Origin of the sequence: Klebsiella sp. MISC125, from assembly GCF_051131775.1 — a bacterium.
GTDB lineage: Bacteria > Pseudomonadota > Gammaproteobacteria > Enterobacterales > Enterobacteriaceae > Klebsiella.
Genome location: NZ_CP180448.1, coordinates 1,161,458 through 1,174,155, shown reverse-complemented (window position 1 = coordinate 1,174,155; position 12,698 = coordinate 1,161,458). Strand labels below are relative to the sequence as shown.

Below are 12,698 nucleotides of genomic sequence, written 5' to 3'. Positions count from 1 at the left end.
CACAGCCTGTAAGGAATAAAAAATATCGTTTTATTGCCAGTCTATGCAAAAATGATATAGCTCACGTCACTTGAGGAACCCCCATGCCCGCCGTAAACCTGCGCCATATTGAAATTTTCCATGCGGTAATGACCACCGGCAATCTGACGGAAGCCGCGCGGATGCTGCATACCTCGCAGCCGACCGTCAGCCGCGAGCTGGCGCGCTTTGAAAAGGTATTGGGCCTGAAGCTGTTTGCCCGCGCCCGCGGTCGCCTGCAGCCAACGGTTCAGGGGTTACGCCTGTTTGAAGAAGTGCAGCGCTCGTGGTATGGCCTCGACAGAATCGTCAGCGCGGCAGAAAGCCTGCGCGAGTTCCGCCAGGGCGAGCTGTCGGTAGTATGTTTACCGGTTTTTTCCCAGTCGTTTTTACCCCTGTTGCTACAACCTTTTCTGGCGCGCTACCCGGACGTCAGCCTGCAAATCGTCCCCCAGGAGTCGCCGCTGCTGGAAGAGTGGCTTTCAGCTCAGCGTCACGATCTTGGTCTGACCGAAACCCTGCATACCCCCGCCGGAACCGAGCGCACGCCGCTACTAACGCTAAATGAAGTGTGCGTACTGCCGCAAGGCCACCCGCTTGCCGCTAAACAAGAGCTGACGCCTGCGGATTTTCACGGCGAAAACTATATCAGCCTGTCGCGAACGGATAGCTACCGTCAATTACTGGATGCTTTATTCCTCGATCATCAAGTCAAACGGCGAATGGTCGTCGAAACGCACAGCGCGGCCTCAATTTGCGCAATGGTACGCGCGGGGGTGGGGATCTCGGTGGTCAACCCACTCACCGCGCTGGATTACGCCGGGAACGGCGTAGTGGTGCGCCGCTTTAGTATTGAAGTGCCGTTTACCGTCAGCCTGGTTCGCCCGCTGCACCGCCCTGGCTCTGCGCTGGTCGATGCTTTCGCTCTGCATCTGCAAAATAGCCTGCCGCGCATCCTGACCCCGCTCGAAGCGGTGCTTACGAAAGCATAAACTCCACCGCATCCGCAGCATGAATCGCCGCGGTATCAAACACCGGCAGAGGACTGCTTTCTGCGGGTACCAGCAGACCGATTTCAGTACAACCGAAAATCACCCCTTCAGCCCCCTGCTCCGCCAGGGCGTCAATGACCTGCAGATAGTAGTCACGTGATTCTGCGCTAAAGGTGCCCAGGCACAGTTCATCAAAGATGATCTGGTTGATACGTTCACGGTCTTCAGCTTCAGGAATCAGCGTGTCGATGGCGAACTGCTGCTGTAAGCGGCCGCGATAAAAATCCTGCTCCATGGTATAGCGCGTCCCCAGCAGGGCAACGCGGCTCTGGCCTTTGGCAGTAATCGCCCGCCCGGTGGCATCGGCAATATGCAGGAACGGCACGTCGCAGCGCGTTTCAATGGCTTCGGCGACCTTATGCATGGTGTTAGTACACAGCACGATGCCTTCGGCCCCCGCTTGCTGTAGCCCGAAAGCCGCCTGTGCCAGGATCTCACCCGCACGGTCCCAATCGCCCGAGGACTGGCAGGCCTCGATTTCATGAAAATCCACGCTGTGCAGCAGCAGGCTGGCGGAGTGCAGACCGCCCAGGCGCGCTTTGATACCTTCATTAATCAGGCGATAGTAGGGAATCGTCGATTCCCAGCTCATCCCACCCAACAGGCCAATCGTTTTCATCATTCGCTCCTTATGTGAAGTCCTTCAGTGAACCAAACTTGTGATCAACTTTCCACCTTCTCCTGACGATCGTTTCCTTTTATAGGAATGTGGGATAAATTAAATAAAACACTGTTTCACTTAAACACAGGATGACCGGATGTTTATTTTTCATAAAGAGACCACCCTTGAAGATCTGGGCAATGGCGTCACCCGTCGCATTCTTGCGCATGATGGCAAGATGATGGCGGTCGAGGTGAACTTCGAAGCGGGTGCCATTGGGCCAATGCATAACCACCCTCACGAGCAGCTCACCTATGTGCTCTCCGGTGAGTTTGAATTCACCATTGGTGATGAAAAGCACGTGGTTAGCGCGGGCGATACGCTCTACAAGAAACCGGAAATCATGCACGGCTGTATCTGCCTGAAGCCGGGGACGCTGCTCGATACGTTTACCCCCGTCCGCCAGGATTTTCTGCAAAAATAGTTTCCCCTCACCAGGGCATGCCTCGCATGCCCACCATTTTTTGAACTTTTCCGCCAAAAATAATTGTCATAAAGTATGTTCAATAACAATCATTAGCAAAGCAATTAACCCCGCCAGACCAGCCTCAGCTCTCATTTTCACCCCCCTTCTCAATTCCCCGCTATCTCTGCAAAATGCGCGCGCTCGCATTTTTTGAAACATCGTTTCGACTTTGATCACATTTCCGAGATGAACTGAATGACTCTGTAATAAATCGCAATAAAATAAATTTAAAACGGTGTTTTACAAAATCAGGACACCAGGTAAGGCAAAATCAAAAAACACATGCTCTGTAGGGATTTTTTAGAGTGAAAAGAGCTCAGAAACTCAAAGCTAACAAGGGATGACTCATCGCTGACATACCAGGAACGCATTAACTTTCCGGCGACACTCCTCGCGGGAAAGGCACTAAACCCGAATCCGTATTACAAACTCGTAAGCCAGGTAGGTATGTATGAATGAAAACAGAATGCTGGGATTGGCATGGATATCGCCCTATATCATAGGGTTGATAATCTTCACCGCCTTTCCCTTTGTTTCATCTTTCTTTCTCAGTTTCACTGAGTACGATTTGATGAGTCCACCGGTGTTTAACGGCATCGAAAACTATCGCTACATGCTTACCGAAGATGGCCTCTTCTGGAAATCCATGGGCGTGACGTTTGCGTATGTCTTTTTAACCATCCCTTTAAAACTGGCTTTCGCGCTGGGGATTGCTTTCGTCCTCAACTTTAAACTGCGCGGCATCGGTTTTTTCCGTACCGCCTACTACATTCCGTCGATTCTCGGCAGCTCAGTCGCCATTGCCGTTCTGTGGCGTGCGCTGTTTGCCATCGACGGCCTGCTGAACAGCTTTATCGGTGTGCTCGGCTTCGACCCGGTTAACTGGCTCGGCGAACCGTCTCTGGCGCTGATGTCCGTCACCCTGCTGCGCGTCTGGCAGTTCGGTTCAGCGATGGTTATCTTCCTTGCCGCCTTGCAGAACGTTCCACAATCTCAATATGAAGCGGCGATGATCGATGGCGCTTCAAAATGGCAGATGTTTATGAAGGTCACGGTGCCGCTGATCACACCGGTTATTTTCTTCAACTTCATCATGCAGACCACTCAGGCGTTCCAGGAGTTTACCGGCCCGTACGTCATAACCGGCGGCGGCCCAACCTACTCCACCTATCTGTTCTCGCTCTACATCTACGACACCGCATTTAAGTACTTCGATATGGGTTACGGCGCGGCGCTGGCATGGGTGCTGTTCCTGGTCGTCGCGGTCTTTGCCGCCATTGCGTTTAAGTCTTCGAAATATTGGGTGTTCTACTCCGCCGATAAGGGAGGCAAAAATGGCTGATATCCAACAAATCTCGCAAGCAAGGGACATTGCCGAACGTGAAGTCGCACGGACTCTGCGTCGTGAGAAAATCAACGCCAGTATCCGCTATGTGATCCTGCTGTTCGTTGGCCTGCTGATGCTCTACCCGCTGGTATGGATGTTCTCGGCGTCGTTCAAACCGAACCACGAGATCTTCACCACCCTGAGCCTGTGGCCTGCCCACGCGACCTGGGATGGTTTTATCAACGGTTGGAAAACCGGCACCGAGTACAACTTCGGCCACTACATGCTGAACACCTTCAAGTATGTGATCCCGAAAGTACTGCTGACCATTATCTCCTCCACCATCGTGGCGTACGGCTTTGCCCGCTTCGAGATCCCATGGAAGAAGTTCTGGTTCGCAACGCTTATCACCACCATGCTGCTGCCAAGCACCGTGCTGTTGATTCCTCAGTACCTGATGTTCCGTGAAATGGGCATGCTGAACAGCTATCTGCCGCTGTACCTGCCGCTGGCGTTCGCCACCCAAGGGTTCTTCGTGTTCATGCTAATTCAGTTCCTGCGCGGCGTTCCGCGCGACATGGAAGAAGCAGCGCAAATTGACGGCTGTAACTCCATTCAGGTGCTGTGGTACGTGGTGGTACCGATTCTGAAACCGGCGATTATCTCAGTGGCACTGTTCCAGTTCATGTGGTCAATGAACGACTTTATCGGCCCGCTGATTTACGTCTACAGCGTCGACAAGTATCCAATCGCACTGGCGCTAAAAATGTCCATCGACGTCACGGAAGGCGCTCCGTGGAACGAAATTCTGGCAATGGCGAGCATCTCCATTCTGCCGTCCATCATCGTGTTCTTCCTGGCACAACGCTACTTTGTTCAAGGCGTTACCAGCAGCGGAATTAAAGGTTAAGAGGGAAATATCATGGCTGAAGTTATTTTCAACAAACTGGAAAAGGTCTACTCCAACGGCTTCAAAGCGGTACATGCTATCGACCTGAAAATCGCTGAAGGTGAATTCATGGTGATCGTCGGACCATCCGGCTGCGCCAAGTCAACCACCCTGCGCATGCTGGCTGGCCTGGAAACCATCAGCGGCGGCGAAGTACGCATCGGTGAAAAAATCGTTAACAACCTCGCGCCAAAAGAGCGCGGGATTGCGATGGTGTTCCAGAACTATGCGCTCTACCCACACATGACCGTGCGTGAAAACCTGGCCTTTGGCCTGAAGTTAAGCAAGCTGCCAAAAGCGCAGATCGAAGCCCAGGTTAACGAAGCGGCAAAAATCCTCGAGCTGGACGATTTGCTGGACAGACTACCGCGCCAGCTCTCCGGTGGTCAGGCTCAGCGTGTGGCCGTAGGCCGTGCGATTGTGAAAAAGCCAGACGTGTTCCTGTTTGATGAACCGTTATCTAACCTGGATGCCAAGCTGCGTGCTTCGATGCGTATTCGTATCTCTGACCTGCATAAGCAGTTGAAGGCATCCGGTAAACCGGCGACCACGGTTTACGTGACCCACGATCAGACCGAAGCGATGACCATGGGCGACCGCATTTGCGTAATGAAGCTGGGTCATATCATGCAGGTGGATACCCCGGACAACCTCTACCACAAACCGAAGAACATGTTTGTGGCCGGCTTTATCGGCTCGCCGGAAATGAACATCCGCGCCAGCAAACTGACAGAAGATAATGGCCAGCTATCCCTGACTATTGGCAATCAGACCATGCCGTTAAGCGCCGCGCTAAAAGAGAAAGTCGCCAGCTACGCCGGTCAGGATATGTTCTATGGTATTCGCCCTGATTTTGTCTCGCTCTCCGATGAGCCGTTCGCTGAAGGCGGTTGTATTGGTGAAATGGTTCGCGCCGAAAACATGGGACATGAATTCTTCATTTACCTGAAAGTTGGCGAGTATGAACTGACTGCACGAATTCCTTCTGATGAAGCTAAGCCCATGATCACCAAAGGACTTCATCGTAAGGTGTACTTTAAGTTTGATATGAATAAGTGCCATATCTTTGACGCTAAAACCGAACAGAACATCTCTCTGTGAACACTGGAGTATTAAAATGAAAAAAGTGCTTTTAAGCGCCGTAATCTCCGCAACTCTGGGCCTTACCGCGTTACCGTCAATGGCGAAGGATGTCGACCTGCGTATGTCATGGTGGGGCGGCAACGGCCGCCATCAGGTCACCCTGAAGGCGCTGGAGGAGTTCCACAAACAGAATCCAGACATCAACGTCAAAGCGGAATATACCGGCTGGGACGGTCACCTTTCGCGCCTGACCACGCAGATCGCGGGCGGCACCGAGCCTGACGTGATGCAGACCAACTGGAACTGGCTGCCGATCTTCTCGAAAAACGGCGAAGGCTTCTACGATCTGAATAAGATGAAGGACGTTATCGACCTGAGCCAGTTCGATGCCAAAGAGCTGCAAACCACCACGGTGGACGGCAAGCTTAACGGTATTCCCATTTCCGTCACCGCCCGCGTGTTCTACTTCAACGATGAGACCTGGAAAAAAGCTGGCGTCGAGTACCCGAAAACCTGGGACGAACTGATGGCGGCGGGCAAAACCTTCGAAAGCAAGCTGGGTAAACAGTATTACCCGGTGGTGCTGGAGCATCAGGACACCCTGGCGTTGCTGAATTCATATATGATTCAGAAATATAACCAGCCGGCTATCGACGAAAAAACCAAGAAGTTCTCCTACAGCAAAGAGCAGTGGGTTGAATTCTTCCAGATGTATAAAAAGCTTATCGACAGCCACGTGATGCCGGACACCAAGTACTACGCCTCGTTCGGCAAGAGCAATATGTATGAAATGAAGCCGTGGATTCAGGGCGAGTGGGCGGGGACCTATATGTGGAACTCCACCATCAACAAATACTCCGACAACCTGAAGCCGCCAGCGAAGCTGGATCTGGGTAACTATCCAATGCTGCCGGGCGCTACCGACGCGGGTCTGTTCTTTAAACCAGCACAGATGCTCTCCATCGGTAAATCGACCAAAAACCCGGAAGCAGCGGCGAAAGTCATTAACTTCCTGCTGAACAGCAAGGAAGGGGTTGATACCCTGGGCCTGGAGCGCGGCGTACCGCTGAGTAAAGTGGCGGTGCAATACCTGACCGAAGACGGCACCATTAAAGCCGATGACCCGGCGGTATCCGGCCTGAAGCTGGCGCAGTCTCTGCCAACCAAGCTTTCCGTGTCGCCATACTTCGATGACCCGCAGATCGTTGCCCAGTTCGGTACCTCTCTGCAGTACATCGATTACGGACAGAAAACGGTCGAAGAAACGGCTGCGGATTTCCAGCGTCAGTCTGACCGTATCCTGCGCCGCGCGATGCGCTAACGGCTCGTTATCAGTACCTACCCCGCAGCCCTGGCTGCGGGGTATTTTTTTAGCAAGGAGTCAATCATGAAAGGCAAAATCATCCCGCTGAACTTTCGGACCACGCAGGACAGCGAAACCGGTCACCAGGTGATCCGGATGACGCCATCGCATGTTATCTGTCACCGTAATTACTTCTATCAAAAATGCTTTACCCAGGACGGTAGCAAGCTGATTTTCGGCGGCGCGTTTGAAGGCCACTGGAACTACTATTTACTCGATATCGCCGCCCAGCAGGCCACTCAGATTACCGACGGGCCGGGCGATAATACCTTCGGCGGTTTTCTTTCTGCGGATGACCAGGCGCTGTGGTATGTCAAAAACAACCAACAGCTGCGCCGCGTGAGCCTGGCGACGCTGGAGGAACAGGTCGTTTATCAGGTGGACGACGAGTGGGTCGCTTACGGCACCTGGGTTGCTAATAGCGATTGCAGCCAACTGGTGGGAATTGAAATCAAAAAAAGCGACTGGCAGCCGCTGACCGACTGGAGCAAGTTCCGCGACTTTTACTTTACCGAACCGGAATGTCGTCTGATTAATATCGATCTACACAGCGGTGAACAGCGTGTGGTATTGCAGGAAAAACGCTGGCTCGGCCACCCGATTTATCGTCCGTTTGATGACAACACCATCGCCTTCTGCCACGAAGGCCCGCGCGATGCGATCGATGCCAGAATGTGGCTTATCGACGCTGACGGCAGCAATATGCATAAAGTTCGCCAACACCAACCGGGAGAGAGTTTTACCCATGAGTTCTGGGTGCCGGATGGTTCCGCGCTTTACTACGTCGCCCATCAGGAAAACGATCCGCATCGTTATCTGTATCGTGCCGATCCGGTAACGCTGGAAAACCAACAGCTGATGGCGATCCCCCCTTGTTCACATCTGATGAGCAATCATGATGGTTCTCTGGTGACCGGCGACGGCGCGCCGCACAGCACCGGTGATATTAGCCTGAACGATCCGTTTATCTGGGTATTTGATATTCGTAGCGGTGAGCAAAAAGCGATTTGCCGTCATGATTCGACCTGGAAAGTCATCGAAGGCGAGCGTCAGGCAACGCATCCGCATCCGTCATTTTCACCAGATAACCGCTGGGTGCTGTTTACTTCCGATAAAGAAGGCATGCCCGCGCTGTATCTGGCTGAGGTGTAGTCGCTCGGCAACGTCCCCGGCTGTGGGCCGGTAGCCCGGACTGATGCGCAGCATCGCCTCCGGGACATTCAGCTACTCTGCATTCTGATCCCGGGGCGGCGCAAAGCGCCTTGCCCGGGCTACGGGGCCGCAGACGGCTAAAAACGGGTAGCCCAGACTGATGCGCAGCATCGCCTCCGGGACATTCAGCCACTCAGCATCCTGATCCCGGGGGCGGCGCAAAGCGCCTGCCCGGGCTACGGGATCGCAGACGGCTGAAAACTTGTAGCCCGGACAGATGCGCAGCATCGCCTCCGGGACATTCAGCTACTCTGCATTCTGATCCCGGGGGCGGCGCAAAGCGCCTTGCCCGGGCTACGGGTCCGCCGCAAGCTTGCGATGGGGTAGCCCGGGTAAGGCGTTTACGCCGCAACCCGGGAAAACCGGTCAGAAGAAATACTTAAACCGCACCCGAGCGCCGTAGCGTTCATCGGTATTGCCGCTTTTCGCCGCCGACGAATCCAGCCACGACGCATAGGCTCCGAGGTAAATATTAAAGTTCGGCATATCCATAATATTCGGCAGCAGCCATGAAGTGTGAATAGTATGGATGTCGTAGCGCCCCGGCGTCAGGATCGCGCAATCGCCGTCACATTCCGCGCTGACACCGGACATATTAAACCTGTCGATTTTATTATGCGCATAGATATAGCCCAGCTCCACGCGGTGCCATAACGCATTGATACCGGCGCTGAAATCCTTTTCATCCGCCGCATCCAGATACGCGGTGCTCAGATTTACCACCGCCCCATCCTCGGCATCGGTTTTCAGCGTATTCCAGCTCAGCGTCATGCCGTAGCCGGTGCGGCTGGACTGATCGACCCAGCGACCGTTTTGATTCTGATAACCATAGGCGTTATTGACGAGGTTACTCTCCAGCGCCGCCGCTACCGACCACGCACCCGACTGCCACGCGGCCACCGGGCGCACGTAAACCACGTTTTTACGGTTATCCAGCGCGTTGCCGTGATAGTTCTGATCGACAAACAGAGAGCTGCCGTCTTCCACCAGCGTATTAACCTCAAAGTACCAATTATCAAGGTTTTTACTCAGCAGGAAGTTACCGCCGCTACTACTACGCCCACGCCCCTCTTTCATCATGTAAATATAGCCATAACCATCGCTATACAGATCGTTCGCCGTATTGCCGGAATATTCAATAAAGGTATCCTGATTCAGCGGGAACATATCGTAAGCTTCGAAGCGACCAATTTTTATTTTCCAGTCACTCTCCTGACCAAAGAAAAATGCCGCGTCATCAAGATTCATTTTACCATTCATATCCGCCAGCGGCTGGACGCTGAATCCAGCATATTTCCCGTTAGCGCCTTTGCGTAATCCATCAAAGCCCAGAAGAATACGTCCGTTAATATCCCAACGTTCTTTATCTCCCGGTGCCCAGTTTTTATTAGCGCTGGTTTTCACCGACGTTAAACTACCGGTGCGGCTGGCGCCGTCCATATTAAATTCAACGTCGCCATAGAATTTTAATTCACCATAATCATTAAGCTGCAAAGTGGGCTTAGCGGGTGCGGTACTGGCCACCGCCGTTGGCGTCTCCTGACGTTTTAGCGCTCGGATCTCCGCCTCCGCGCTGGATGCCCGCTGTTCCGTCGCTTTCAGCCGTTGCTCCATTTGCGCCAGCCGTTCTTCGAGTGTTAATGGCTCCTGCGCATTAGCCAGAGGGGTAAATAAAGACGTCAGAAAACACCCGACCCAGATTTTATTCATCGGCAAACCCTTTTATTAAATTAAGTTTTTATTTATAGGTAAAACACGACAATAATAACCCGCCCATCCTCGAAGACGGGTTATTAACGATAATGAAATAATGATTATTCGAGTTGCCAGGCTCCCGCTTCAGTTAAAAACGCCGAACCGCTCCAGGCAAATAAAGCCAATTCGCGATTGTCTGCATCCGGATATATACGACTACTGAGACAAGCCTCACCATCATTAACAAACACTTCGACGGAAGAGCTATCGAAGAATATCCTTAACTTCAGCTCTGCCCCTGCGGTCAACGGCACGCTACGTACCCCGCACAGACCATACTGCGGATAATGACGCTCCAGCACCAGGCGCTGCATCTGCGCGTCCACGTAAATACGCAGACCATCACCGAAGCTCAGACCATACTGCTCAGCGCTGCTGTTGGCGCAATCCCAGTTCAGGATGACCTCCATGGCTTCACAGTTTTCCACCATCATCGTCTGCTGGTTTTTCAGCGTTGTGACCGGCCACGGGAACCAGGCTCCGCGCATGCTCTCGACCTCTTTAGCCGGGCGCATTTGCAGACGGTTATCCGCGCTCAGGCTCAGCTCGCGCGGTAGCGAAAGCATACCCGACCAGCCATCCTGCTGCTCCGGCTGCGGCGATTCCCACATATCCAGCCAGCCAATCACGATACGGCGGCCATCGGGGGTGAGAAAGCTCTGCGGGGCATAAAAATCGTGCCCATGATCCATCTCAGCAAATTCCCCCTCGCGAACAAACGCCTGCCCCGGCCGCCAGTCGCCGAGCAGATAGCCGCTCTGGAAAAGGTTACGGTTCTGATAGCCTTTTGCCGCAATCCCCTGCGGGGAAAACATCAATATGTGTTTACCATTGAGAGTGAAAAAGTCCGGGCACTCCCACATATAACCCATCTCTTTCTCTGCCTCGTCGAGAACGCCCGCGTCGTGCCACTGGCGCAGATCGGCAGAACGATACAGCCGCACCTGCCCTGTGTCGCCATCGCGAGCGCCGACGATCATGTACCAGCACTCCCCTTCCCGCCACACTTTCGGGTCGCGGAAATGGTGCATGTCCGGCGGGGTATCGACCACGATCCCCTGGCGCTCAAAGTGAATACCGTCGCGGCTGGTCGCCAGACACTGCACCTGATAGAGATTAGCCTCATCGCTGGCGTCACCGTGGAATTTATGCCCGGTATAAATCAGCGCCAGCGTATCGCCATCAACGACCGCCGATCCGGAGAAACAGCCGTCTTTATCCTCCGGGCCTTCCGGGGCCAGCGCCACCGGCAGATGCTCCCAGTGAACCAGATCTTTACTGCGCGCATGCCCCCAGTGCATCGGCCCCCACTGGGTCGAGTACGGGTGATGCTGATAAAAAGCGTGATACCAGCCGTCGAACCACACCAGACCATTCGGGTCGTTGATCCAGCCCGCGCGGGCGGCCAGGTGGTAGCGCGGATACCAGCGCAAGTTCAGCGCCTCGCGTTTAGCCTGTAATTCCTGTTCAGCGTTGGCAATTGTGTACGTCATAGTCTTCACTCTTTTGATTCAGATAGCGGTGGGCTGCGAGACCAGCGGGTCCGAAGAGGACTTCGTGGAACGCAACAAGAAGATGGAGATAAAGGTGGTGCAGAACACCAGCAGTCCCATAATCAGATAGGACTGGGCAAAGCCGTATTTCTCGTAGCTATAGCCCGCCAGCGGCGACAGTATCGTGGCGATAACCGAACTGGTGCAGGCGAAGCCCACCAGATACAGCGTGGAAGAGAGGCGTTTATCGAAGTTTAAGCTGTTGTATTTAAAGATAGAGACCAGCAGTATCGGCAGCTCGACCGCGTGCAGCAGTTTGGTAATGGAGATAAGCAGCGGCCCTTCAACCAGCCCGGAAGCCACCATGCGCATCGCCATCACCATTCCGGCGAAGATCAGGCCGTTTTTCGCGCCAATGCGGTTAACCAACCACGGAGCGCAGAACATCCCCGCCGCTTCAAGAAAGACCTGGAACGAATTCAGATAGCCATACATCGCGTTCCCTTCCTGCAGCGTCGGGAACTGTGAGGAGAAATAGACCGGAAACTGCTGGTCGTAAACGCCGTAGATGCAGGTACCGATCACAAAGAATACCAGCGCCCAGAAACGCGGCAGGGTCAGCAGGCGCAGCGCATCCTCCAGCGTCACTTTACCGCCAGCCACCGCTTCATCCATCGCCTGTGACGCAGAGAAAACCCGCAGCCGCGCCAGTAAAATAAAGAACACCAGGCCGGAGCAGCTGGCTACCGCAAAGTTTAAATGCGGGTTGATGTTGAACAGTAAACCGGCAAAGAACGTCGCCACCGCCCAGCCCAGCGAACCCCACATCCGCGCCTTGCCGAATTCAAACTGGCTCTGGCGCGCTACACGTTCGGTATAAGATTCCAGCACGCCGATGCCGCCGTTAAAGGTCAGGCCGATATAAATCCCGCCAAAAATACTGCCGAGTAACACGTTAATTTTCAGCAGGTAGCCAAAAAGCATATAGGCCGGGCCTGAGAGGATCAGCAGAACGGTGATGTACCAGAGCAGATTCTTACGCAGGCCGAGCTTGTCCTGAATAAAGCCGTAGCAAACCTGCGCAAACAGCGCAGAGACGGAGAGCACCGCGTAAATAAAACCGGTGTCTCCCGGTTTCAGACCCACTTCCTGATGCAACCAGATAGAGAGCAGAGAGCCTGAAGAGGACCAGGTGACAAAAAAGAAGAACAGTAACGCACTGAGTAACGGGTAGCTTTGGGAGCGATGCGCTTTCATCATGACATTCTCATGTTGGAGTAATGCTGATATGGTAACGTTAACAAAAAGCGAAACTCATG

Annotated in this window: 11 protein-coding genes; 7 read left to right on the top strand and 4 right to left on the bottom strand. The window is 53.7% G+C overall.

What is annotated here, in order from left to right; all coding sequences use genetic code 11:
- Positions 1–83: 83 nt before the first annotated feature.
- Positions 84–1,010 (top strand): LysR family transcriptional regulator, encoded by a 927-nt coding sequence (locus ACMYSL_RS05580; RefSeq protein ID WP_182234721.1) that lies wholly within the window; start codon positions 84–86, stop codon positions 1,008–1,010.
- Here ACMYSL_RS05580 and ACMYSL_RS05575 read toward each other — a convergent pair.
- Entirely contained in the window at positions 997–1,689 is a 693-nt protein-coding gene (locus tag ACMYSL_RS05575; RefSeq protein WP_434663963.1) for an aspartate/glutamate racemase, read from the bottom strand. The two genes, ACMYSL_RS05580 and ACMYSL_RS05575, sit on opposite strands and share 14 nt — an antisense overlap.
- A gap of 139 nt (positions 1,690–1,828) precedes the next feature.
- On the opposite strand from ACMYSL_RS05575, the gene ACMYSL_RS05570 reads away from it, so the two are divergent.
- The 6 genes from ACMYSL_RS05570 (at position 1,829) to ACMYSL_RS05545 (ending at position 8,071) form a co-directional block, all read left to right on the top strand.
- Complete coding sequence (locus ACMYSL_RS05570) at positions 1,829–2,155, top strand: cupin domain-containing protein (RefSeq protein ID WP_110276432.1); 327 nt, start codon at positions 1,829–1,831, stop codon at positions 2,153–2,155.
- A gap of 493 nt (positions 2,156–2,648) precedes the next feature.
- Positions 2,649–3,539, top strand: a complete 891-nt coding sequence (locus tag ACMYSL_RS05565) for a carbohydrate ABC transporter permease (RefSeq protein ID WP_110276431.1) — start codon at positions 2,649–2,651, stop codon at positions 3,537–3,539.
- Positions 3,532–4,434 (top strand): carbohydrate ABC transporter permease, encoded by a 903-nt coding sequence (locus ACMYSL_RS05560; protein WP_304253390.1) that lies wholly within the window; start codon positions 3,532–3,534, stop codon positions 4,432–4,434. The genes ACMYSL_RS05565 and ACMYSL_RS05560 overlap by 8 nt, the downstream gene beginning before the upstream one ends.
- Positions 4,435–4,446: 12 nt before the next feature.
- On the top strand, positions 4,447–5,574 hold the full coding sequence (locus ACMYSL_RS05555) for an ABC transporter ATP-binding protein (RefSeq protein ID WP_182234725.1): 1,128 nt from the start codon (positions 4,447–4,449) through the stop codon (positions 5,572–5,574).
- Between the two features lie 16 nt (positions 5,575–5,590).
- The gene (locus ACMYSL_RS05550; RefSeq protein ID WP_110276428.1) at positions 5,591–6,877 is read left to right on the top strand and encodes an ABC transporter substrate-binding protein; all 1,287 of its coding nucleotides are present in this window, start codon (positions 5,591–5,593) and stop codon (positions 6,875–6,877) included.
- Positions 6,878–6,940: 63 nt separating this feature from the next.
- Complete coding sequence (locus ACMYSL_RS05545) at positions 6,941–8,071, top strand: oligogalacturonate lyase family protein (protein WP_434663962.1); 1,131 nt, start codon at positions 6,941–6,943, stop codon at positions 8,069–8,071.
- 426 nt (positions 8,072–8,497) lie between these two features.
- Here the strand turns inward: ACMYSL_RS05545 and ACMYSL_RS05540 are convergent, their stop codons facing one another.
- The 3 genes from ACMYSL_RS05540 to ACMYSL_RS05530 all read right to left on the bottom strand — a co-directional run bounded on the left by ACMYSL_RS05540 (position 8,498) and on the right by ACMYSL_RS05530 (position 12,639).
- Positions 8,498–9,841, bottom strand: coding sequence for a carbohydrate porin (locus ACMYSL_RS05540; protein WP_434661660.1), 1,344 nt, complete (start codon positions 9,839–9,841; stop codon positions 8,498–8,500).
- A gap of 104 nt (positions 9,842–9,945) precedes the next feature.
- On the bottom strand, positions 9,946–11,379 hold the full coding sequence (locus ACMYSL_RS05535) for a glycoside hydrolase family 32 protein (RefSeq protein WP_434661658.1): 1,434 nt from the start codon (positions 11,377–11,379) through the stop codon (positions 9,946–9,948).
- Between the two features lie 18 nt (positions 11,380–11,397).
- The gene (locus tag ACMYSL_RS05530) at positions 11,398–12,639 is read right to left on the bottom strand and encodes an MFS transporter (RefSeq protein ID WP_304253395.1); all 1,242 of its coding nucleotides are present in this window, start codon (positions 12,637–12,639) and stop codon (positions 11,398–11,400) included.
- Positions 12,640–12,698: the final 59 nt, after the last annotated feature.

Excerpts from the sequence above, each read along its gene's own strand:
- ACMYSL_RS05575 (WP_434663963.1), bottom strand. The coding sequence starts at position 1,689 with ATGAAAACGATTGGCCTGTTGGGTGGGATGAGCTGGGAATCGACGATT.
- ACMYSL_RS05560 (WP_304253390.1), top strand. The coding sequence starts at position 3,532 with ATGGCTGATATCCAACAAATCTCGCAAGCAAGGGACATTGCCGAACGT.
- ACMYSL_RS05570 (WP_110276432.1), top strand. The coding sequence starts at position 1,829 with ATGTTTATTTTTCATAAAGAGACCACCCTTGAAGATCTGGGCAATGGC.
- ACMYSL_RS05540 (WP_434661660.1), bottom strand. The coding sequence starts at position 9,841 with ATGAATAAAATCTGGGTCGGGTGTTTTCTGACGTCTTTATTTACCCCT.
- ACMYSL_RS05555 (WP_182234725.1), top strand. The coding sequence starts at position 4,447 with ATGGCTGAAGTTATTTTCAACAAACTGGAAAAGGTCTACTCCAACGGC.
- ACMYSL_RS05535 (WP_434661658.1), bottom strand. The coding sequence starts at position 11,379 with ATGACGTACACAATTGCCAACGCTGAACAGGAATTACAGGCTAAACGC.
- ACMYSL_RS05530 (WP_304253395.1), bottom strand. The coding sequence starts at position 12,639 with ATGATGAAAGCGCATCGCTCCCAAAGCTACCCGTTACTCAGTGCGTTA.
- ACMYSL_RS05580 (WP_182234721.1), top strand. The coding sequence starts at position 84 with ATGCCCGCCGTAAACCTGCGCCATATTGAAATTTTCCATGCGGTAATG.
- ACMYSL_RS05565 (WP_110276431.1), top strand. The coding sequence starts at position 2,649 with ATGAATGAAAACAGAATGCTGGGATTGGCATGGATATCGCCCTATATC.
- ACMYSL_RS05550 (WP_110276428.1), top strand. The coding sequence starts at position 5,591 with ATGAAAAAAGTGCTTTTAAGCGCCGTAATCTCCGCAACTCTGGGCCTT.